At 68.8% G+C, this 20,060-nt stretch carries 23 protein-coding genes and 1 tRNA gene; 14 read left to right on the top strand and 10 right to left on the bottom strand.

Features of this window, described 5'->3' with window-relative positions; all coding sequences use genetic code 11:
* Positions 1–208: 208 nt before the first annotated feature.
* Positions 209–709: a DUF3145 domain-containing protein gene (locus ACI795_RS14155; RefSeq protein ID WP_457076176.1), complete on the bottom strand. Its 501-nt coding sequence runs from the start codon at positions 707–709 to the stop codon at positions 209–211.
* Between the two features lie 313 nt (positions 710–1,022).
* Complete coding sequence (locus ACI795_RS14160) at positions 1,023–1,901, bottom strand: DUF368 domain-containing protein (protein ID WP_457076177.1); 879 nt, start codon at positions 1,899–1,901, stop codon at positions 1,023–1,025.
* Positions 1,902–2,056: 155 nt separating this feature from the next.
* Between ACI795_RS14160 and ACI795_RS14165 the strand changes: the two genes are divergently transcribed.
* From ACI795_RS14165 to ACI795_RS14215, 11 genes are all read left to right on the top strand, one after another.
* Positions 2,057–3,520, top strand: a complete 1,464-nt coding sequence (locus ACI795_RS14165; RefSeq protein WP_457076178.1) for an arylsulfotransferase family protein — start codon at positions 2,057–2,059, stop codon at positions 3,518–3,520.
* A 25-nt stretch (positions 3,521–3,545) separates the two neighbouring features.
* Positions 3,546–3,622: transfer RNA gene (locus ACI795_RS14170), tRNA-Ile, on the top strand.
* A gap of 406 nt (positions 3,623–4,028) precedes the next feature.
* Positions 4,029–4,226: a helix-turn-helix domain-containing protein gene (locus ACI795_RS14175; RefSeq protein ID WP_457076179.1), complete on the top strand. Its 198-nt coding sequence runs from the start codon at positions 4,029–4,031 to the stop codon at positions 4,224–4,226.
* Positions 4,227–4,419: 193 nt separating this feature from the next.
* On the top strand, positions 4,420–4,626 hold the full coding sequence (locus ACI795_RS14180; RefSeq protein WP_457076180.1) for a hypothetical protein: 207 nt from the start codon (positions 4,420–4,422) through the stop codon (positions 4,624–4,626).
* Positions 4,623–4,796, top strand: a complete 174-nt coding sequence (locus ACI795_RS14185; RefSeq protein ID WP_457076181.1) for a hypothetical protein — start codon at positions 4,623–4,625, stop codon at positions 4,794–4,796. The genes ACI795_RS14180 and ACI795_RS14185 overlap by 4 nt, the downstream gene beginning before the upstream one ends.
* A 1-nt stretch (position 4,797) precedes the next feature.
* Positions 4,798–5,232 (top strand): hypothetical protein, encoded by a 435-nt coding sequence (locus ACI795_RS14190; protein ID WP_457076182.1) that lies wholly within the window; start codon positions 4,798–4,800, stop codon positions 5,230–5,232.
* 81 nt (positions 5,233–5,313) lie between these two features.
* A complete protein-coding gene (locus tag ACI795_RS14195; protein ID WP_457076183.1) occupies positions 5,314–5,658 on the top strand; it encodes a hypothetical protein in 345 nt (114 codons plus the stop codon).
* On the top strand, positions 5,655–7,601 hold the full coding sequence (locus tag ACI795_RS14200; RefSeq protein WP_457076184.1) for an AAA family ATPase: 1,947 nt from the start codon (positions 5,655–5,657) through the stop codon (positions 7,599–7,601). The genes ACI795_RS14195 and ACI795_RS14200 overlap by 4 nt, the downstream gene beginning before the upstream one ends.
* Before the next feature lie 349 nt (positions 7,602–7,950).
* Complete coding sequence (locus ACI795_RS14205; RefSeq protein ID WP_457076185.1) at positions 7,951–8,496, top strand: hypothetical protein; 546 nt, start codon at positions 7,951–7,953, stop codon at positions 8,494–8,496.
* A gap of 457 nt (positions 8,497–8,953) precedes the next feature.
* Complete coding sequence (locus ACI795_RS14210) at positions 8,954–9,625, top strand: recombinase family protein (RefSeq protein ID WP_457076186.1); 672 nt, start codon at positions 8,954–8,956, stop codon at positions 9,623–9,625.
* 1 nt (position 9,626) lies between these two features.
* Entirely contained in the window at positions 9,627–10,856 is a 1,230-nt protein-coding gene (locus tag ACI795_RS14215; RefSeq protein ID WP_457076187.1) for a tyrosine-type recombinase/integrase, read from the top strand.
* Here ACI795_RS14215 and ACI795_RS14220 read toward each other — a convergent pair.
* Both ACI795_RS14220 and ACI795_RS14225 read right to left on the bottom strand, forming a co-directional pair.
* A complete protein-coding gene (locus ACI795_RS14220) occupies positions 10,853–11,281 on the bottom strand; it encodes a hypothetical protein (RefSeq protein ID WP_457076188.1) in 429 nt (142 codons plus the stop codon). The two genes, ACI795_RS14215 and ACI795_RS14220, sit on opposite strands and share 4 nt — an antisense overlap.
* Positions 11,282–11,297: 16 nt before the next feature.
* Complete coding sequence (locus ACI795_RS14225) at positions 11,298–11,477, bottom strand: hypothetical protein (protein WP_457076189.1); 180 nt, start codon at positions 11,475–11,477, stop codon at positions 11,298–11,300.
* A 163-nt stretch (positions 11,478–11,640) separates the two neighbouring features.
* Here ACI795_RS14225 and ACI795_RS14230 point away from each other — a divergent pair, with 163 nt between their 5' ends.
* Both ACI795_RS14230 and ACI795_RS14235 read left to right on the top strand, forming a co-directional pair.
* On the top strand, positions 11,641–12,489 hold the full coding sequence (locus ACI795_RS14230; protein ID WP_457076190.1) for a hypothetical protein: 849 nt from the start codon (positions 11,641–11,643) through the stop codon (positions 12,487–12,489).
* Positions 12,490–12,559: 70 nt separating this feature from the next.
* Entirely contained in the window at positions 12,560–12,802 is a 243-nt protein-coding gene (locus ACI795_RS14235; RefSeq protein WP_457076191.1) for a hypothetical protein, read from the top strand.
* A 136-nt stretch (positions 12,803–12,938) separates the two neighbouring features.
* On the opposite strand, the gene ACI795_RS14240 is transcribed toward ACI795_RS14235, so the two are convergent.
* The 6 genes from ACI795_RS14240 to ACI795_RS14265 form a co-directional block, all read right to left on the bottom strand.
* A complete protein-coding gene (locus ACI795_RS14240) occupies positions 12,939–13,934 on the bottom strand; it encodes a hypothetical protein (RefSeq protein WP_457076192.1) in 996 nt (331 codons plus the stop codon).
* A 337-nt stretch (positions 13,935–14,271) separates the two neighbouring features.
* Entirely contained in the window at positions 14,272–15,045 is a 774-nt protein-coding gene (locus ACI795_RS14245; protein WP_457076193.1) for an IclR family transcriptional regulator, read from the bottom strand.
* Between the two features lie 44 nt (positions 15,046–15,089).
* The gene (gene kduI / locus ACI795_RS14250; RefSeq protein WP_457076194.1) at positions 15,090–15,926 is read right to left on the bottom strand and encodes a 5-dehydro-4-deoxy-D-glucuronate isomerase; all 837 of its coding nucleotides are present in this window, start codon (positions 15,924–15,926) and stop codon (positions 15,090–15,092) included.
* Between the two features lie 40 nt (positions 15,927–15,966).
* Entirely contained in the window at positions 15,967–17,277 is a 1,311-nt protein-coding gene (locus tag ACI795_RS14255) for a TRAP transporter large permease (RefSeq protein ID WP_457076195.1), read from the bottom strand.
* A complete protein-coding gene (locus ACI795_RS14260; RefSeq protein WP_457076196.1) occupies positions 17,274–17,789 on the bottom strand; it encodes a TRAP transporter small permease in 516 nt (171 codons plus the stop codon). The genes ACI795_RS14255 and ACI795_RS14260 overlap by 4 nt, the downstream gene beginning before the upstream one ends.
* A 32-nt stretch (positions 17,790–17,821) precedes the next feature.
* The gene (locus tag ACI795_RS14265; RefSeq protein WP_457076197.1) at positions 17,822–18,835 is read right to left on the bottom strand and encodes a TRAP transporter substrate-binding protein; all 1,014 of its coding nucleotides are present in this window, start codon (positions 18,833–18,835) and stop codon (positions 17,822–17,824) included.
* A 280-nt stretch (positions 18,836–19,115) separates the two neighbouring features.
* On the opposite strand from ACI795_RS14265, the gene ACI795_RS14270 reads away from it, so the two are divergent.
* Positions 19,116–20,054, top strand: coding sequence for a zinc-dependent alcohol dehydrogenase (locus ACI795_RS14270; protein ID WP_457076198.1), 939 nt, complete (start codon positions 19,116–19,118; stop codon positions 20,052–20,054).
* The last annotated feature ends 6 nt before the right edge of the window (positions 20,055–20,060 follow it).

A 20,060-nucleotide genomic window follows, 5' to 3' on the forward strand; every position in this document is an offset into this window, starting at 1 on the left:
CCCCCCCCCCCCCCCCCCCCCCCCCCCCCCCCGCCGCCCGCGCCCGCCCCCCGCCCCCCCCCCACCCCCCGCCCCCCCCCCCCCCCCCCCCCCCCCCACGGTGAGCCAGGACGACGAACGGCCCGGCACCCTCAGCGGGTGCCGGGCCGTGTGCGTGCGGCGGGACGGCGGTCGAGTCGGGGCGCCGCCCAGGAGCCGGGAGCGGCGCTCAGACGACCTGGTGCAGCCAGGTCACCGGGGCGGCGTCGCCGGCGTACCGGTAGGCCTCGAGGTCGGCGTCCCAGGCCGCACCGAGCAGCTGGTCGACGCCGTGGCGGAAGGCCTCGACCGAGGTGGCGGTGGCCGCGAGGTGCCGGAGCTGCTGCTCGCTGATGACCAGGTCGCCGTTGGCGCTGACCGGCGCGCGGTGCACCCCGTGTCCGGGCACGTAGGACATGCGCTCGCCGTCGTTGCCGTGGCTGGCTTCCTCGGTCACCTCGAAGCGCAGCATCGGCCACTGCTTGAGGGCAGCCACCAGCTTGGCTCCGGTGCCGGGAGCGCCCGTCCAGGCGATCTCGGCACGGTAGGAGCCGTGCGCCACGGGCTGGTCAGCCCACGTCAAAGACACCGGCGCGCCGATGACGCGCTCGAGCGCCCATTCGACGTGCTGGCACAACGCCTTCGGGCACGCGTGCACGAAGACGACACCCTGGGTTGACCGTCGCTGCACGGCGCACCTCCATCGACTCGACTGGTTCGTCTTCCCCAACGGACCTGTCGTGCTCGGTGGCACTGCGTTCGCACTACGGCGGCTCCAGGAGCAACCGGTCGTCAGTCTGCCCGACCGATCACGCACCGCGCCAGTGCGATCTGAGGCGAACGAGACGCCTGGGGCCTGATGTGTCCAGTGGGACGAGTGAGGTGGGCGACGACCACGGCTTTTGCAGCGCGAAGTGGACGATCAGGGCAGAAAGTGTCCATCCCACGATGTGGACACTGCCGCACGTCCGGGGCGCTGGGAGGCCCTGCGAGGAGTCTGCCGGTCAGGCCCGGTGCCGCGCCAGGGCCTGCGCCTGGGCACGCCGGTTCAACCGGGTCTGCACGGTCAGCGCGAGGGCGACGAGCAGACCGGCACCGAGGGCCAGCGCGGCCATGGCGAGGGCCCCGTCGTCGGGCGACAGCAGCGCGCGCTCCTCGGTCTGCCACGGCCACAGGGCGCGCAGCGAGCCGACCATCAGGCCGGTCATCAGCGCCAGCGTCAGGGCGTGGTGGGAGCGCAGCGCCGCCTGGAGTGCCTTGACGAACAGCCCGAGCCCGAGCGCGGCACCGAGGGCGAAGGCGCCCACGTAGCCGAGGTCGCGGGAGTTGACCGCCGCCAGGGTGGGGCCGTACAGGCCGATGGTCAGCAGGATGAACGAGCCGGAGATGCCAGGCAGCACGAGGGCGCAGATCGCGACGGCGGCGGCGAGCACCACCACCGGCAGCGGTGGGTCCGCCTCACCGCCGGGCGGCAGGCCGGTGAGCAGGAAGGCGGCGACGGCGGCCAGCACGGCCACGACGACGTCGCGGGTGGCCCAGCGCCCGACCATCCGGGCCGGGGCGACGATGGAGAACAGCACCATGCCGAAGAACACCGCCCGCGCACCCACGGGGTGGTCCTCGATCAGCGGCTCCAGCACCCGGGCGCCGACCAGGACGGCGACGGCCATGCCCGCCAGCAGCGGCAGGATGGTCCACCAGTGGGCGCGCCCGATCTCCGCCCGTGCGTCGGCGACCCGGCCGGTGACGGCGAACCGCAGCGCGGTGACCACGTGGCCGGCGCCGTCGATCAGCCGCTCGTAGACCCCGAGGACCAGGGCGACGGTCCCGCCGCTGACGCCCGGCACCACCTCCGCGGCACCCATCACGAGGCCGCGGGCCACGTGACCGGGCGCGGTGCGGAGGCCTCCGTCGGGGACGGGGACCGTGGAACTGCCTGACTCCTCTGGACGCACCTGGCCCAGGCTAGTGGCGGCCCGACAGCCCGATCGGGATTGCGGCGAGCGTTCGAGTTGCGCGGTCCTGAGATCCTCCAGAGATGCACCGCGGACGCCGCCGGCCGATCGCAGCGGGAGCGTGCCTCGCACTGCTGCTGACCTCCTGCGGCGGCGGTGAGGAGGCAACCCCGGAAGCGGCGGCGAGCACCGGTCCGGCGCTGGAGTTCGTGAGCCAGCCCGACCTCGTCGCCCCCGACCTGGAGATCGACCAGCGCGGGCCGACCCGCTCCCCCGACGGGTCCCTGGTGTTCCTGGGGCCCAAGAGCGAGGGCGCACCGCTCACCGGGGTGCTGGTCGTCGACGACGCCGGGGAGCCGGTGTGGGTCCACCCCACCGACGGGCGCGCCTACGACGTCCGGGTCCAGGACCTGCGCGGCGAGCCGGTGCTCACCTGGTGGCGCGGCGAGAGCCCCGTCGTCGGCCTGGGGGCCGGGGAGTTCGTGCTCGTCGACGAGTCCTACGAGGAGATCGGCACGGTCACGACCGGCGGCGACCTCGATCCCGGCCAGGCCGACTTCCACGAGGGCCGGCTGACCGACCGGGGGACGATGCTGCTGACCGCCTACGTCAAGCAGGAGCACGACCTCAGGCCGGTGGGCGGCCCGGAGGACGGCTGGATCTGGGACGGCGTCGTCCAGGAGGTCGACGTCGCCACCGGCGAGGTCGTCTTCGAGTGGCGCGCCCTGGACCACGTGCCGCTGGAGCAGACCAGGAGCGAGCTGCCGGAGGACGGCGGCACCGAGGAGAAGCCCTTCGACTGGTTCCACGTCAACTCGGTCGCCGAGGACGCCGACGGGTCGCTGCTGGTCTCCGCGCGCAACACCTGGGCGGTCTACGACGTCGCGCGCGGCACCGGCGAGGTCCAGTGGACCCTCGGCGGCGAGGCGAGCGACTTCGATCTCGCCGACGGCGTGGAGTTCGCCTGGCAGCACGACGCCGAACGCCAGGCCGACGGCACGCTCACCCTGTTCGACAACCAGTCCGAGCCGGACGTCGGCCCGATGTCCCGCGGACTGCGGCTGGCCCTCGACGAGGAGGCGATGACCGCCACCGTGGTCACCGAGTACCTGCCGCCCGACCCCGACCGGCTGGCCGGCAGCCAGGGCAGCTTCCAGCAGCTGCCGGACGGCGACGTCCTCATCGGGTGGGGTTCGCGGCCGTTCTACTCGGAGTTCGCCGCGGACGGCACGCTGCGCTACGACGCGGCACTGGGCGGCGGCGACAACTACCGGACCTACCGGGCGGAGTGGACCGGCCGCCCGACCACCTCCCCGGACGCGGTGCTCGCCGACGGACGCGTGCACGTCAGCTGGAACGGCGCCACGGAGGTGGCGTCGTGGCGGCTGGTGACCGGGGACGACGAGGCGAGCGCGGTGGCCGGCGACCCGGTGCGGCGTACCGGCTTCGAGACGGCGATCCCGGTGGACGGCGACCCGGGGTACCTGGCCGTGGAGGCCCTCGACGCCGAGGGGACCGTGCTGGGCAGCACCGTGCTGGGCGGCTGAGGGCGACCGCTAGCGTGAACGCCCTGGGGCGGTAGCTCAGCCGGTCAGAGCATGGGACTCATAATCCCTGGGTCGTGGGTTCGAGCCCCACCCGCCCCACCACGAATCACCAGGTCAGCGGCCCTGCTGCCAGCCACCGCACCGGTGGTTCGATGCCCTGGGCCAACGCTTAGGCCAAGACGTGGCCGCAGCCGGGCGCTCAGACCCGATCTGTCCATCGCTGCCCCTCCCTGCTGGCTCTTGCTGCCCGGGTGGTCCGTGGGTCAGGATGGGTGCACCGCTGTCCCGTACGGACTGCACCGCTGCGCGAACGCTGCTCGAGACTGACTTGGTCGAAACCGCGCCGCTGGTGATTGATCGCGAGGGCGAACAGCGGCCGGGCATTTCGGCGGGTCCTCGACGCCTTACCCCTGGCCGGTCAGTGGCACATCCGACAAGCGTCGGTGTGTGCCCGACCGGCCTTCGCTGTCTCTAGGGCACTGCACCGGCACTCCGCCAAGGAGCAGCCATGCCCACCACTTCCACCAAGCCCCGCGCCGACGACCCGTTGTGGTCCGACGAGCGAGCCGCCGAGTACCTCGGGGTCTCTCGCGTGACCGTCCGCCGCATGCGTGCGGCCGGCGACCTGCCCACGGTCAAGGTGCGCGGCGCCGCCCGCACCCCGCGTAGTGCCGTCCTCGCCTACGTGGCGCGCCAGATCGGCTGAGCCCCGCCTGTCACCCGCGCTGCCGCCTCCACACGGCAGCGCGGGTGACGAGCATCCCAGGATTCGTCTCTCAATACGCGGTCGCACGGTGGACGGAAGTGCTCGCGGAGTTTTCCTGCCCAGTAAAGCCATCCCTCTGTGTACTGGGTTAACCGGACAACAAACCATCCGGGCACAACCAGGGAGGCATTCGATGATTCGACCCAAGGGAAGACCACCCCAGGCGAATGCGGCGATCAAAATCATCCTCACCGACTACGACCGCCGCCGAGTCGACCAGTTCTGCCGACTGATGAACGTCGGCTACTCGGAGTTCTTCCGCCTCCTCCTGGCGGGCGCGTTTTCACTGGCGCAGCAGGAAGACGAGCAAGCCGATGGACCGATGGAGGCCGTCAAGTGACGTACACGCCGAATCTCCGTGCACTGGAAGCAGAGCTGACTCGACTCCGCGATGCGCTGACGGCAACGGACGACGAACTGCTGGTTCTGCGTGACCGCGAGAAGCGCTTGGCCGCTCTCGACGAAGAAGGCACCGCAGACCTGGCCGCCGAGTACGGATTGGACCGCTGACATGCCGAACCGAACCCCCGCCCAAGCCCGGGTCGCAATCGACCAGCAGCTCTTCCTGAACAGCGCTCAGGAGCGAGCGGCACGGATGGAACTGGAGCGACTGATCGCCGAGGTCACAACCCCGATCGCCCGTGGGGCGGACAAGAACATGCGGGCGCTCAACGAGGAAGCCGGCGAACTGGCGGTGGCCGCCACCCAACACGTGGATTCGGTCGGCAACCTGCTCGCCCGGATGCGGCGGCGTGAGATGACCACCAAGGAAGCGCGCCAGGAACGGGACAAGCTGCGCCGCGAGGAGATGCGGCTCAGTCAGCTGTTGGTGTCGATCACGAAGACGTACGAGTCGGAGCTCTACGTCAGGGACCACCCCGAGGACGTCTTGAACGTTCTCTACGACCGCTACCCGACGCTGCTACCGCCGCATTTCCCGATCTGACAGACCAGACGAAGAGCCGGGCAGCGGCAGTTTCACGGCTCCTGCTGCCCGGCTCTTTGCGCCAACCAAGGAGGCGTCCCGATGGCAACAAGAACGCTACCGCAAGCACATGCGCTGGCCCAGCCCGGTTCTGCGGTCACCCGACGAGAAATCTTGCTGGTGCGCGGATCTCATGAGATCGCGCCAGCACCTTTCAGCGCACCGTCGACCATTCGTGATCTCGTTGCACGCTGGGTCGAGATAACGCACGATCGCTCGATGCCAATCGACCTTCTCCGCGAGGAAGCGCGCCTGGCGATCTACGGCGAAGCGGACAACCGCGCGGAGCGCATTCAGTGGCAGCGGTGGGCCGACGAAGACATCGCGGCCACCGTGAACGACGGCGCGGTACGGATCGTGCGCCAGCCCAAGCGAGACCGCCGATGACCGCCGCTCAGGCGGTGCCCTTGCGCCTGCAGCAGTTCCTCGACCGGCTGGACGGCGTCACGGGTTGGTATCCGCAGTGGAGCGCTCGCTGCCCGGCCCACAGCGACCAGCACGCATCGCTCAGCGTGGGTGTCGGCGATGACGGGCTGGCGGTGGTCACGTGCCACGGCGGCGCAGATGGTGGCTGCGACTGGTCGGCCCTGCGCCCCGCCCTGCTGGCCCGCCGGGTGCCCGAGAAAGTAGTGCGTGGCAGCAACCCGCCTGCGCCCGCTTCTGGCGACCAAAGGCCCGAGCAGACCCGGCCGCTGGCGAGCCGGCGAAGGCAGAGCAGGCGACTCGTCGCTGTGCCGGATCAGGACGCCGTTGACCGCTTCGTCTGGGCCATCAGCGAGGAGCAGATCCAAGACGTCAGCCAGTGGCGTGGCATCGGTGAAGCCACGCTGATTCAGGCGGACCTGGGGTATGACGCACATCGGGAGCGGTACACGCTGCCGATCCGCGACCTCCGCACTGGCGAGCTGGTGGACGTCGAGTTCTGTCCAGCAACGGGGTCACATCGGAAGTGGCTGCAACGGCCAGGGGGTCGAGGCCGTCTGTTCGCGCCTCTCGGTCTGCGCGACGACATCCGGGTCGTGCTGTGTGAAGGCGAATGGGACGCCCTGGTGGCGGCCGAGCGCGGCTTTAACGCGGTGGCGACAACGGGCGGGGCGGGCCAGCCACCGGCCGCAGAACTGCTCGAACCGTTGCGCGGCCGAGAAGTCGTCATCGCGTTCGACTGCGACGACTCGGGCCGAGCCGGGGCAGTGAAGCTCGCGACCGCGCTGGCTGCGGTGGGCTGCCGGGTGGCTGTCGCGGATCTCGGCCTCGCAGACAAGGAGGACATCAGCGACTTCTTCGTCAAGTACGGCAAGACCGCCGCGGACTTCGCGGCGGCGCTGGACCGGGCAGACCCGTGGGTCGAGCAGGCCACGGACGAAGAGGCAGAGCAACTGCCGGGTGGCATTCAGTCGGTCGACTGGGCCGACTTCTGGGCTACCGAGCCCACGCCCATCCGCTACCTCGTCGACCCGCTGATTGCCGACGGCGAAGTTACGCGCGTCTACGCCCAAGCCAAGGTCGGCAAGAGCTTGCTGATGCTCGAGTGCGCGGCGGGTCTTGCCACCGGCCGTGGGGCGCTCGGAAAGGTGACCGGCGAATCGGTTTCAGTCGTCTACGTCGACCAGGAGAACACCCCGGACGACTGGAGGACGCGGCTCTCGGACATGGGCTACGGCCCGGACGATGACTGGTCGTCCCTGCACTGGTTCAGCTTGCAATCGTGGCCGCCGCTCGACACGGCAGCCGGTGGCGCTGAGCTGTTGCGCGTCGTTCAGGAACGCGGTGCCCGGCTCGTCGTGCTGGACACGCAGTCGAAGCTTCTGGAAGGCGAGGAAGACAAGTCCTTCACCGGGGCCGCGTTCTACCGGCACACCCTCCTGCCGCTCAAGCGCCTCGGCGTGGCTGTGGTGGTGATCGACCACGCGGGCAAGGACGGCAGCAGCCCGCGTGGGTCGTCCACGAAGCAGGACGACGTGGACACGATCTGGCGGGTCGAGAAGGCGGGCAGCGGCCGCGTACGTCTCGTCCGAACCCACGGCCGCAAGCGGCATGCGGTGGACGACCTACGCCTGGTGCGGGAGGCAGACCCGCTCAGGCACATCCCGCAGAGGCCGAGCCAGCCCGCACCCGTCTCGGGTGGCGATCTTGCGTCTAGCGCCACTCATCTGGACGAGAAGGTCCGCGACTGCGTGGCTGCCTTCCACGGCTTGGAGCCGGCAATCGACCCGGCGAAGACGAGCCAGCGCCAGGCCCTCGACCGTCTCCGAGCGGACGGCTTCAAGTGTCGAGCAGCCGACGCGCGAGCGGCTTGGAAGGTCTTCGTGGCCGAAGCGAATCAGTCGTGATGCCGCTTTGGCGAGCGCCCATATCGGGTCCCGTGGATGGGTCCCGGGCGGTGGCAGCAAGTGGGTCCGGGACTCTGGTCCCAGGTGGGTCCCGCCGAGGCCGGCCCAGCGGACTCGGGTCCCGTGGCCCCTGCAGCGGGGGTGGGTCCCCCCGCCCCCGTCCCTTTAGGGGCGGGGACCCACCACGCGGGCCGGACTCAGTAGTGCAACGGACCAGGCACGGACTTCACGAGAGAGGGACCTCATGAGTAAGGGCAATCGAACGCGGCGGAAGGAACTTGGGCTGTTGCCCGAGCCGGGGAAGTGCGTAGCAAGGAACCGCCACGGGAACCCGTGTCGGCTCGCACCCGTGAAGGGCGCTGCGGTCTGTCACAAGCACGGCGGGTCCGCTCCACAGGTGCGTCGTAAGGCCGCTGAGCGCATCGCCAACGCCAGCGACATCGCGGTGCTCCAGATCCTGCGGCTGATGCAGGAGGAGAACACGCCTGCCCCGGTCAAGCTCGCCGCCGCGAAGGACCTGCTCGACCGCGCCGACGTGAAGGGCAAGACCACGGTCGAACTGGAAGTGAAGCCATGGGAGCAGTTGCTCGACGGCGTCGTTGGTGAGGTGCCTGCCGACACTCCCTATGCGCCGTTCGCGGACCTGCACGAAGCTGACCCGCTGGTGGTGGAAGCACACCGCGTAGACGCCGAGCGCGCGTTGGAGAACCACGCCCCGGACGACAAAGACTGGTCTGCCCCTTGGGCGAGCGGCGCTGAGCCGCCCCCGCCTCCCATCGCCAAGCGAGAGCCGGCGAAGCGGGTGCTCGACGGCGATGACGGGCCTCCCCCAGCGCGCTACTCCCCCACGCCTCCACCACCCAAGCGAGGACGAGCAGGTCGGCTGCATCGCTGAGCCGAAACGGACGGTTCGACCTCGGCCCACTTCGGCGTCACCCCACCGGCCCCTTCGAGTGGCTGCCGCCGAAGGTCTGAACTTCGGCGTCGCCGCTCTACAGGCTGAAGGTCCACTGCCCAGGAGCCCCAGGAGGCCCAGTGCACCGCCACGCCACATCACCCGCCGCCGCCCGTGCCGACGCGCGCCCGACCATCCCGACCCAGACGGCCCAGAACGCCTCGGCTGGTGACCCAGTCGGCACTGCTGGTCTGGCTGACGCAGGCAGCCGACGGTGGCGCGCTCTGCTGGGCTGCGGTCACCACGTCGATGTAGTGGACCTCGGCCCCGGCCCGGCTGAGGCGCAGACGTCGGTCGAGTGCCCGCGCTGCGGCGAGCGGCAGCCGGTGGACATCTACCCGCTGACCGCTCTCAGCGACCCGGACAACGTTGGTTGGGTCGTTGTCGAGGACGAGCAGTGAACGTCGTCGCCTACCTACGCGTATCGACAGATGAACAAGTCGCCAGCGGCCTCGGCCTCGACGCCCAGCGCACCGCCGTTGAGGACGAGGCCACCCGACGTGGCTGGCAGGTCCGATACGAGGTCGATGAAGGCGTCAGCGGCAAGCTGCGGAACCGCCCTGCCCTCGACCGCGCGCTCGCCCGGCTGAAAGCCGGCGAGGCGCAGGCGCTCGTCGTCGCGAGGATGGACCGGCTCGGCCGAAGCGTCATTCAGGCCAGCGACGTACTCGAGACGGCCCGCCGCCAGAAGTGGGACCTCATCGTCTTGGACCTGGGGATGGATCTGACTACTCCGCACGGCAAGGCGATGGCCCAGATGCTCGCCGTCTTCGCTGAACTGGAACGCGAGATGATCAGCGCTCGGACGAAGGCCGCTCTCAGTGCCGCCAAGGCCAGAGGTACCCGGCTCGGCCGCCCACGCCAGATCGACCCAGCACTGCTGGCCCGAATCGTTGCCATGCACGCGGCCGGGTCGAGCTACCGGCGGATCGCCGCAGCTCTCACCGACGAAGGCGTGTCGACGCCCACCGGCCGCGCCAGGTGGAACCCCGGCAGCATCGGCGGCTACTTGGCCAGCGCCGCCCTCGACCCCGTCGAACCCACCCCTTCGACTGTGGAGGTGGCCTGAGATGGTCCAGCGCATCCCCACCCGCACTCCCGGCGTCTACAAGGTCCACCGGGGCAAGGGCACGGTCTACGTGGCCCGCTGGCGCGAGGTGCACCCGACCACTGGGAAGGCCCGCGTCCGCAGCAAGACGTTCGAAACGGAGGTCGCCGCGCGCCAGTTCCGAGCGAGCGTCACCCACGCCCAGGCAACCGGCACCTACGTCGATCCGCAGGCCGGGCGGGTGACGTTCTCCGACGTCGCAGAGCAGTGGCTCGCCAGTGCCGCCACCAGCGGGATCCGTGCACAGACGGTCGACAAGTACCGGAGCAACCTCGCGAACTACGCGTTGCCGGTGTTCGCCAGTCGCCGCCTGGACAGCATCACGAGCCGGGATATCGAGCTCTGGCTGCGCGGGCTCCGCACCACCCACGGCGAAGCGCTGATGCCGGCGACGGTGCGTCGAGCGTTCTTCCCGCTACAAGCGACCTTCCGATACGCGCGGCGGCACAACGTCATCGTGAGCAACCCCTGCGAAGCCGTGATGGTGCCGAAGGTGCTGCCCACCGGCCGGGAGAAGGTTGAGGGGCACTTCCTCAGCCGCGCTCAGGTCGCCGCCCTGGCCGCGCAGGTCGCGGAGACGGACCCGGTCTACGGGCTGTTGGTCCGTTTCGCTGCTGGGGTCGGCCTGCGAACGAGCGAGATAGCCGGGCTGCGCCTGCGTGATCTGCGACTGGCCCGCCGAGAGGTGAGCGTCGAGCGAACTGCGAAGAACCTGCCTGGCACCGGCTGGGTCTTCGAGGAACCGAAGAGCACTCGGAGCCGGCGACGGGTGCCGATCCTCGATGACGAGCTGCTACACGACCTGAGCCAGCACCTCGCCGCTCACCCACGGCGGGATGAACTCGACGCCCCGCTGTGGCCCGGCCGGGGTCGTGGCGGCATGGACTATGGCTCGGCAGGCGCAGACCACCTCTGGAACGCCCAAGCGTTCTACCGCAACGTCTACCGCCCGGCGGTGGCCGCCGTGGGCCTGCCTGCCGACGCCCACACCGGGGTGCGCTTCCACGACCTGCGGCAGCCAGTGGCTCGCAGACGGGCACGACATGTTCAGCGTGAGCCGGTGGCTGGGGCACAGCTCCATCGCCTTCACGGACGCCGTGTACGCGCACGTCGCCCAGGCTCCGGACTACACGGCCGCCGTCGAGCGGACCCGGAGGGCGCGTGGGCTGTAGACGTGAGCGAGACGATCTAGTTGACGAACCAGCCGATGACCCGGCCAGTCAGCACGAGCAGGCAAAGGAGGGAGAAGCCCAGGAAGAGGACCTGCCCCCAGCTCCCTACCCTGCTGAGGTGCCGCTGCAAGAGACGCCACTGATGCCCCAACACTGGCAGCACTACTCCTAGCAGGCCGCCCACGAGGCCGAGCCAGGTGAGAGCAGAAGCCAGATCGCTGGCCGCGTCGCGATACAGCGCGGTCAGGGCCGCCAGCTCGCCACACGCCATGAGAGCGACGAAGTACAGCATCCCGATGATTTGGGTGGCGTTCCACCGAGCCGGGTCATCGGGGTCCGCCCCAGGGTCGTATGAAGTGGGCAGCCGCAGGAGCGCCCGGCTCTCGAACGCCATCGCTAGAAATAGGGTTGGGATGACCTGGGCAGCGGTGGCGTAGAAGTCCACGACGCGGATCCTTGGGTCAGTCCCGCGCCGCGAAGGTGAGGCCGGTGCGGTCGGGCGTGAAGTCGTAGGGCACGCGGTCCGCGAACGCGTCCAGGTGCGCCTGGCAGACGAGGATCGGCGGGTGGGTGGCACCGAGGATGCCGGTCACAGCCTCGGCCTGGCAGCCGGTCACTCGGCATGTGTGGATGATGGTCATGCCTCGATGGTCGCCCGCCGATCCCCGACCGCTCTGACGACGCGCCCACGGAGTCCACGCCGCGTAGTCGCCGTCCCCAACGTCGATGCGTTGGCTTCGGCACCGCTGAGATGTCAGTCCGTGCATCTACTCTGACGGCAACCTAGTTCGAGGGGGAGCGTCTTTGCTCTACAGCCGACGCAAGCGCCAAGAAGCCTTAGCCCGCGAAGAGGCGGCCGGGGCGTCGTTCTGGACGGCGAAGTTCGAGGAGCCCGCGCGCGTAAAGCTGTGGCACGCGTTCTCGGACACATCCGATGAGTGGATCATCGAGACTGCGTCGCATGCCCGGAACCTGATTTGTCGCGAAGAGGGGCGCTTCTACCTCACCGACGCGCGCCGGGTGGCTAGCGAAGACTTCGCTCAATACCTCTTGACGTGCCCCGACGAGATGGTTCCAACATGCATCGAAGCGATGCGGCAAGCTTTGCTTGAGCGAGCAAAGGGATCCTGGCAGTTTCAGGACAGTTTGACAGCCTTCTCGGATGGGGTCAAGGTGATCCTAAGAGAGCACCGCATCAGCTTCGATCTGATCGAAGGCCAGATGGTCGAATTCGCTTCTCAGGAGATACATAACGCGGTCGTTGAGCCGACGCTGCGACTACTTTCCGGCCGCCGAGGCTTCGAGGGTGCAGAGAAGGCGTACAAAGAAGCGCTCGAGGAAATCAGTCACGGCAAGCCTGCCGACGCGATCACCGACGCGGGCACTGCTCTTCAGGAGACGCTTACATCGCTCGGTTGTGAGGGCAACGCCCTCGGCCCGCTGACGAAGTCGGCGCGGAAGAAGGGCCTACTTGCCCCTCACGACGGACCGATGACTGAGGCAGTCGAGAAGTTGATGCACTGGGTATCGGCCGACCGCAGCACGACGGGTGACGCGCACGGAGCAACATCACCCAGCACCGAGGACGCGTGGTTGATCGTTCACCTCGTCGGAGCGCTTGTCCTTCGCTTGGCTGCGGGCCTGCCTCGGTAGCCACTTTCCGCACGAGGTCTGGCAGGGCTCTGCACCGTGGGCTGTACCGCCACGGAAGGGAGCCTCAGCCATGCGACGTCGTCGACCGGGCACGCGCTCAACGCCTCGACAGCTGACCGACGAGGACGGGCAGCCGGTCACCTTCGCCACGGCTGGCGACCCCACGCTGGAGGAGCGTCGCCGGTACGCGCTGGCCGTGCAGCGGGCGACCACCCCGGTGCCCCTCTCCGCCGAGCAACGAGCCGAGGTCGACGCGATCGTGCGGCGCCGCCGCCAGCTGCTCGGCGAACTTGGCGTCTACGTGCCCGACTGACCGGCCACCGCTGCCCGTCTAGGCCGTCTAGGCCGTCTATGCGGCTTGCCCGGTGCTGCATGCACGCAGCGTCGCCTACGACGGGCCCTGAGGAGTGGGGCGGCGGCTTGACCACTCGAACCCGCACGGCCAGGCGCTACTCGAGCCAGCCAATAAGCTTCTCGACTGCAAAGGACAGCCTGTATGCCGTGTTCCGATCAACCCTTCGGCCCGTGTGAACGATCTGATTCCTCAAGTCTGTCAGCTCCCTAAGCTGCCGATACAAATCTGGATCCTCCACCTTCAAAGATCGCTCAATGGATGCCTTGGCAATATCGGAGACGAGATCCGGAACATTTGACTTCGTCTTGAGTAGCAGCTCAACGACAGCACGCTTCTCGGCTGGGGTTTGTCGGAGTATCGCCTTCTTCGTCGCGATCTCGGCGGCCATGGCTGCGGACAGCACCGCACGCTGACCGTCCACCAGGTCCGATTCGCGAGCAAAAAACCGGGCATCCGCGAAAAGCTCCAACTCAGGCGGCACGTCCTCGTCCGCGTCCAGCCTGCAACGAATGCGCTCTAGATTCTCAATGCTGGCGCCAATCTCACCATGACGCATCGTGATCGACTGCTCCTCACCAAAGGCGATAAGGAGACCGCCTTGCTCCAGATCGCGGAGGTAGCTGCGACCGTACTGCATTGAGGGCTCGTCGCCTGTACCCAGCCAGGACTGCGCCGTCTCCACGCGCAACCACGACATGAATCGAGTGATCTCGCGGTTCGATATTTCGGCACCGCGGTACCACGACTTTTCAACCTCGTCGCGGATGTCTTCGAACGGTAGAGTTTCCTTGTCATGCATGGATCCGAAGCCCGGAATGTCGACGACTACTAGCATGATATTCAAGGCCCAGATTCGCGGCGTGCCCTCAAGTCGAGGTTGCTCCGGAGACAACGCGGGAACGTACGGCGTCTCAGACTCCCGTGATTCATAGAAATCTCGAGGAGTTCGCGGGAACCTCAGCGTGACCGTTGCATCGCCCCGGCTGAACGTGTAGCTGGTGCCGAGCGCCTCCTCTTGGATCAACGGTCCGGGTAGCGCGTACCTCGTTTCGACTCGATGCGTCGTGGCCTCCAGCTGCGTCTCGGGCACGTCTGGAGCCTAGAGATGGAGATGGCGGACGTTCCCGCTGTCCCGCCAGACTCGGAACCGGCGTGAACCGGTGTCGAACGCTGCAAAGCTGCGGTGCACCATGAGGCGTGACCCAACGTTTGACCCAATGAGCTACGGCGATCAGGGATAATCAGGCACTCCCTGCCTGCGCGTCGAACCAGGCCGTTTCCGCAGGTGACAGGCCGAATCCCCAGGCCAGCGGCGTGCCGGCCAGGCCGCCTGAGCGCCCTCATAATCCCTGGGTCGTGGGTTCGAGCCCCACCCGCCCCACCACGAATCACCAGGTCAGCGGCTCATCCGGCCGGCCGGCTGCACGTCACACGCCGCGGGCACCCAGCAGCCGCGAGATCTCGGCAGCGGCGGCCATGGCCTGCGGGGCGAGCCCTTCGATCGACGTCCCGGGGTGCTCGAGGGCGATCGACGAGATCGACAGTCCGTGCGTGGCACGGCCCGTGCTGTCGCGGATCGCCGCCGCCACGCACACGGTGCCGTCCTCGTTCTCGCCCAGGTCGACGGCGAAGCCCCGCTCACGCACGACGTCGAGCACGCTGCGGAGCGAGGCAGCGTCCCGGACTGTCGCGGCCGTGCGCGAGGGCAGCCCGGTGCGCTCGGCGTAGTCGTTCACCTGGTCGTCGGTCCAGGTGGCCATCACGGCTTTCCCCATGCCGGTCGAGTGCATCGGGATCGCCAGGCCGACGCGTGAGCGCATGCGGTAGGGCTTCGACGAGTCGGTGCGGATGACGTAGATCATCTCGTCGCCCGCCCGGACCCCGACGTGCACCGTGCAGTCCACTTCGGCGACGAGGCGGTCGACCACGGGCTGGGCGACGCGGGTGATGTCGGTCTCGGTGAGCACGCGGCCCGCCAACGACATGAACCGCCTGCCCGCCCGGTACCCCTGCTCGGCGTCCCCGGAGATGAACCCCTCCTCCACGAGCGTCGCCACGAGACGGTGCACCGTCGACTTGGGCAGGCCCGTGTGGTCGACGATGTCGGTGAAGCGCTCCCGCACCAGCGCCGCCTCGAGCACCTGGAGCAGCTTGTGCGAGGCGTTCGAGGGTGACTCCCGCCGATCGCTCAGCAGCTCCACCCTGGCTTCTCCGCTTGCGCTCATCTCGTGTACCCGCTCGCTCGTCAGGTCAGCTCGGTGATCTGCACGTGGTCCATGTCGTCGAACGACTGGTTCTCGCCGGCCATGGCCCAGACGAAGGCGTAGGCCTGCGAGCCGACGCCCGAGTGGATCGACCAGCTCGGCGACATGATCGCCTGCTCGTTGGCGACGAGCATATGGCGCGACTCGCTCGGCTCGCCCATCAAGTGCAGCACGCGCGCCTCTTCGGGCACGTCGAAGTACAGGTAGAACTCGGTACGGCGCTCGTGCGTGTGCGCCGGCATCGTGTTCCACATGTTGCCCGGGTGCAGGCGCGTGACGCCCATGACGATCTGGCAGCTGCGGATGCCGTTCTCGTGGATGACCTGGCGCAGCGACCGGCGGTTGGAGGTCAGCTGGTCGCCGAGCTCGCGCACCGTGCCCTCGCCGGGGCGACCCAGCTGGGACGGGTACTCCGCGTGCGCCGGCGCCGAGAAGCCGTAGTACTTCGCCGGGTCGTCGGCGGAGTCGGAGGCGAGGACGACGTCGCGCGTGCCACGACCGAGGTACAGCACCGCCTCGCGCTCCATCGGGTAGGTCTCACCGCCGGCCCGGATGGTGCCGGGCCCACCCACGTTCACGATGCCGATCTCGCGGTGCTCGAGGAAGTACTCCGAGCGGATCTCGGGGATGGGGGTCAGCTCGATCTCGGCGTCGGTGGGCACGACGCCGACGGCGACCACGCGGTCGTAGTGCGTGGGGATGGTGACCTGCCGGCCGGCGACCAGCAGGTCCTCGATCAGGAACCGGTCCCGCAGGTCCTGCTGCGAGAAACCAGGGATCTGCTCCGCGGCGGCCGGGCCGCGCATCGACGAAGGCACTGCGTCTCCTTGAGGGGTTGTCGGACGAACGGACGGTGCGTCACTCGACGAGGCCGGCCAGGCGAGGCAGCCACAGCGACACGTCGGGGACGAAGACGACGATGAACAACATGACGATCAGCACGACGAGGAACGGCACCATCCGCTTGATGACCGGCTCGAGCCTCGTCTTGGCCACCTGCGTGCCGACGAACAGCACCGGTGCAGACGGTGGCGAGATCACGGCGATCGACAGGTTGAAGACCATCATGATCCCGAAGTGCACGGGATCGACGCCGTAGGAGACGGCGATCGGCAGGAAGATCGGCACGAAGATCAGCAGCGCCGGCGTCGGGTCGAGCGGGATGCCGATGACCAGGAGCACCAGCATCATGATCAGCAGCACGACGACCTTGGAGTCGGTCCACCCGAACAGCGACTCGGCGATCAGCTGGGGCAGCCGCGCGTACGTGAGGATGTAGCCCATGATCGACGACACCGCGATCAGGAAGATCACGATGGCGCTCGTGCGGCAGGCGTCGTAGAGGATCCGGTCGAGGTCGCGCACCTTGATGGTGCGGTAGATGAACGACAGCACGAGCGCGTAGACGACCGCGATCGCCGAGCCCTCGGTCGGGGTGAAGAAGCCGGCGACGATGCCGCCGATGGCCACCACGATGAGCCCGAGCGAGGGCAGCGCCTGCAGCACGGTGGCGAAGAAGACGCCCCAGCCGGGGAACGGCTGGCCCTTCAACTCCGGGTGACGGCGCGCGTAGAAGTAGACGACGCCCGCGCACGACAGCGCCCACAGGGCACCGGGGAGGTAGCCGGCGAGGAACAGCGCCCCCACCGAGGTCCCACCGGCGGCCAGCGAGTAGATGATCAGCGTGTTGCTGGGCGGGATCAGCATGCCCGCCGGTGCGGAGCTGACGTTCGTCGCGGCCGACATCGCGGGGTCGTAGCCGCTGCGCCGGAGCATCGGCGTCATGGTCGAGCCGACCGCGGCCGCGGTGGCCACCGCCGAACCGGACACGGTGCCGAAGATCGTGTTGGCGATCACGTTGCTCTGCATGAGCGAAGCCGGTGCGCGCCCGACGAGCACGCGGGCGAGGTTCACCAGCCTCTCGGCTATCCCGCCGGTGTTCATGATGACGCCGGCCAGCACGAAGAAGGGGATGGCCAGCAGGGCGAACGAGTTGGCGCCGCGGAGCATCTGCTGGGCGGAGGTGATGGCGCCGTTGTCGAAGCCCGCCACCAGCATGAGGCAGACGGTCGAGGGCAGACCGATCGCGATCGAGACCGGGGCCCCGAGAGCGAGCAGGACGACGAGGCCGACGATGAGGATCAGCCCGATGACGAGTGGATCGATCATGCGGTCGCTGCCCCCGGGTCCTCGTGGAAGCCCTCGCGTCCGGTGAAGTCACGGGACAGGGCGTGGGCGATGTGCAGGAACAGGTAGAAGGTGATCAACGCTCCCGAGATGGGCAACGCGAGCGAGAGCTGGCCCTGCGTGAAGGGCAGCAGCGGGTTGGTCTGCGCCCAGGCGGTCCTCGACTGCTCGATGCCGCCGAAGATCATCACGTAGCCGACGAAGGCGAGCACCGCGAGGTAGGCGAGGACGTCGACGATCCGCTGCCAGAGGACCGGCAGCTTCTCCACGAGGAAGTCCATGACGACGTCCGCCTTCTCACCGATCGCGATGGAAATGCCGATCAGGCTGACCCAGACGAAGGTGTAGCGCGCTGCCTCCTCGCTCCACGCACTCGGTGCGCTCAGGACGAGGCGGGTGAAGACCTGCCAGACCACGAGCAGCACGAGCACGGCGAACAGGACGACGCAGACGGCTCGCAGGGTGCGGTCGAGCCAGCGGCGGACGACAGTCATGGACTTCCCACTGGTGGAGGGGACGGACGGGGTCAGCCGCGCGCGGCTTCGATGGCGTCGTAGACCTGCTGCTGACGCTCGGTCGTCACCAGCTCGTCGTGGAGCGGGAGCACCGCTTCACGGAAGGCGTCGGCATCCGCCTCGACGAACGTCGCGCCGGCCTCCTCGGCCTCGGTCTTCGCGGTCTCGACCGCGTCGTCGAAAGCGGCGAGCTCGGTGTCGATCGACTCGGCGAGCAGGTCCTCGAAGATCCCCCTGGTCTCGTCGTCCAGCGAGTTCCACGTGTTGGGGCTCGCGATGAGGTAGTCGGGCATCATCAGGTGCTCGGTGTAGGAGTAGTACGGCGCGACCTCGTCGTGCGAGAGCGACGAGTAGATGAGCTCGTTGTTCTCGCCGCCGTCGATGACGCCGGACTGGATCGCGGTGTACACCTCGTCCTGGGCCATCGGCGTGCCGACGCCGCCCATGAGCTCCATCATGCGGACGTTCGTGTCCGAGCCGATCACCCGGATCTTGAGACCGGCGAGGTCGTCGGGCGTCTCGACCGGCTTGTCCGTGTACACGTTGCGCACACCACCGTGGTAGGCGGCGAGCACCTCGATGTTGTCCTGCGAGAGCGAGTCGTACAGCTCGCCGACGATCTCCTGGTCGTTGAGCACCTCGAGCTGGTGCTCGGGCGACTCGTAGACGTACGGCAGGTTGACCACCGAGAAGTCGGGCTCGAGGCTCTCGAGCAGCGAGCCGGCCACGAAGGCGAAGTCGATCGTGCCCGACTGGACCTGCTCGATGGTGGCCTCCTGCGCGCCCAGCGTGCCGTCCGGGAAGAGCTCGAGCCGGTAGCGGCCGTCGGTCTGCTCCTCGAGCTTGTCGGAGAGCTCGAGGATCGCCTGGGCCTGGGGGTGGGCCTCGTTCTGGTTGAACGCCACGCGGAACACCTGGGTGTCCCCGCCGCCGCCCTCACCGGAGTCGGAGCCGCAGCCGGCCAGGGTGAGGGTGAGAACCGCTCCAGTCGCGACGACGCTCGCGATGCGCTTGTGCGCAAGCATGTGGACTCCTCTTCGAGTTGACACCGGGCACCTTTGCGCCGGCGCTTCGACCTCGGGTCACTCTACGCAGACGGAACAGCGTTTCGCGAGATGGAACTTTTGACGGAACTGTGTTCCACTTTTCCGAGCGGCAGCGTGCAGCGCGTGTGTCGACGGCGCTCGGAGAGGGGACCTGGTGGGAGCTGGCGAGTACACGGGCGGAGGGCGATCCGCCGCCTACACGGGTGCGGGTCGCATCGAGGTGATGCACAACGCCGTCACGGGACCGCAGCCAGGCCAGGTGCAGATCCGCGTGGCGTACTGCGGCATCTGCGGCACCGACCTGCACGTCCTGCACGGCGACATGGACCACCGGGTGAGCCCGCCGCAGGCCATCGGTCACGAGATGAGCGGCACCGTCGAGGCCGTCGGCGACGGGGTCCAGCGCGTGCGCCCGGGTGACTCCGTCACCGTCATGCCCCTGGACTGGTGCGGCGAGTGCCCCGCCTGCCGCGCGGGCCACCAGCACATCTGCCACCGCCTCGCCTTCGTCGGCATCGAGACCACCGGCGCGATGCAGGAGCTGTGGACGGTGCCCGAGTCGATCGTCGTCCCCCTGCCCGGCGAGGTGTCGCTGAAGCACGCCGCTCTCGTCGAGCCGCTCGCGGTCGCCTCGCACGACGTGCGCCGCTCGCGCCTGGCGGAGGGCGAGACCGCGCTCGTCATCGGCGGCGGGCCGATCGGACAGCTGATCGCCCTGGTCGCCGCCCAGGCCGGCGCGCGTGTCGTGCTGAGCGAGCCCAACGCCGACCGTCGCGCCTTCGCCGCCCGGCACGGCGCGACCGTCATCGACCCGGTCACCGAGGACCTCGCCTCCCGCGTGCAGGAACTCACGGCCGATGCGGGAGCCGACGTGGTGTTCGAGGTCGCCGGCGTCGCCGCGACGGCACTCGAGGCCACCGCGCACGCCCGCACCCGGGGCCGGGTCGTCATGGTCGCGATCCACCCACGCCCCGTGCCGATCGACCTGCACCGGGTCTTCTGGCGCGAGCTCGAGCTGATCGGCGCACGCGTGTACGAGCGCGAGGACTTCGAGCACGCGATCACCCTGATCGCACGGGGGGCGATTCCCGCCGACGAGCTGATCAGCGCAACCGTGCCGCTCGACCGCACGGCCGAAGCGTTCGAGAGCCTCACCCGCGCCGAGTCGATGAAGGTCCTCATCGATGTCCAGCACTGACCGCTT

It is taken from the genome of Modestobacter sp. SYSU DS0290 (assembly GCF_054050955.1).

Bases quoted from the DNA above. Each gene is read 5' to 3' on its own strand.
- ACI795_RS14165 (WP_457076178.1), top strand. From the start codon at position 2,057: ATGCACCGCGGACGCCGCCGGCCGATCGCAGCGGGAGCGTGCCTCGCA.
- ACI795_RS14175 (WP_457076179.1), top strand. From the start codon at position 4,029: ATGCCCACCACTTCCACCAAGCCCCGCGCCGACGACCCGTTGTGGTCC.
- ACI795_RS14180 (WP_457076180.1), top strand. From the start codon at position 4,420: ATGATTCGACCCAAGGGAAGACCACCCCAGGCGAATGCGGCGATCAAA.
- ACI795_RS14190 (WP_457076182.1), top strand. From the start codon at position 4,798: ATGCCGAACCGAACCCCCGCCCAAGCCCGGGTCGCAATCGACCAGCAG.
- ACI795_RS14195 (WP_457076183.1), top strand. From the start codon at position 5,314: ATGGCAACAAGAACGCTACCGCAAGCACATGCGCTGGCCCAGCCCGGT.
- ACI795_RS14200 (WP_457076184.1), top strand. From the start codon at position 5,655: ATGACCGCCGCTCAGGCGGTGCCCTTGCGCCTGCAGCAGTTCCTCGAC.
- ACI795_RS14215 (WP_457076187.1), top strand. From the start codon at position 9,627: ATGGTCCAGCGCATCCCCACCCGCACTCCCGGCGTCTACAAGGTCCAC.
- ACI795_RS14225 (WP_457076189.1), bottom strand. From the start codon at position 11,477: ATGACCATCATCCACACATGCCGAGTGACCGGCTGCCAGGCCGAGGCT.
- ACI795_RS14235 (WP_457076191.1), top strand. From the start codon at position 12,560: ATGCGACGTCGTCGACCGGGCACGCGCTCAACGCCTCGACAGCTGACC.
- ACI795_RS14255 (WP_457076195.1), bottom strand. From the start codon at position 17,277: ATGATCGATCCACTCGTCATCGGGCTGATCCTCATCGTCGGCCTCGTC.
- ACI795_RS14260 (WP_457076196.1), bottom strand. From the start codon at position 17,789: ATGACTGTCGTCCGCCGCTGGCTCGACCGCACCCTGCGAGCCGTCTGC.
- ACI795_RS14265 (WP_457076197.1), bottom strand. From the start codon at position 18,835: ATGCTTGCGCACAAGCGCATCGCGAGCGTCGTCGCGACTGGAGCGGTT.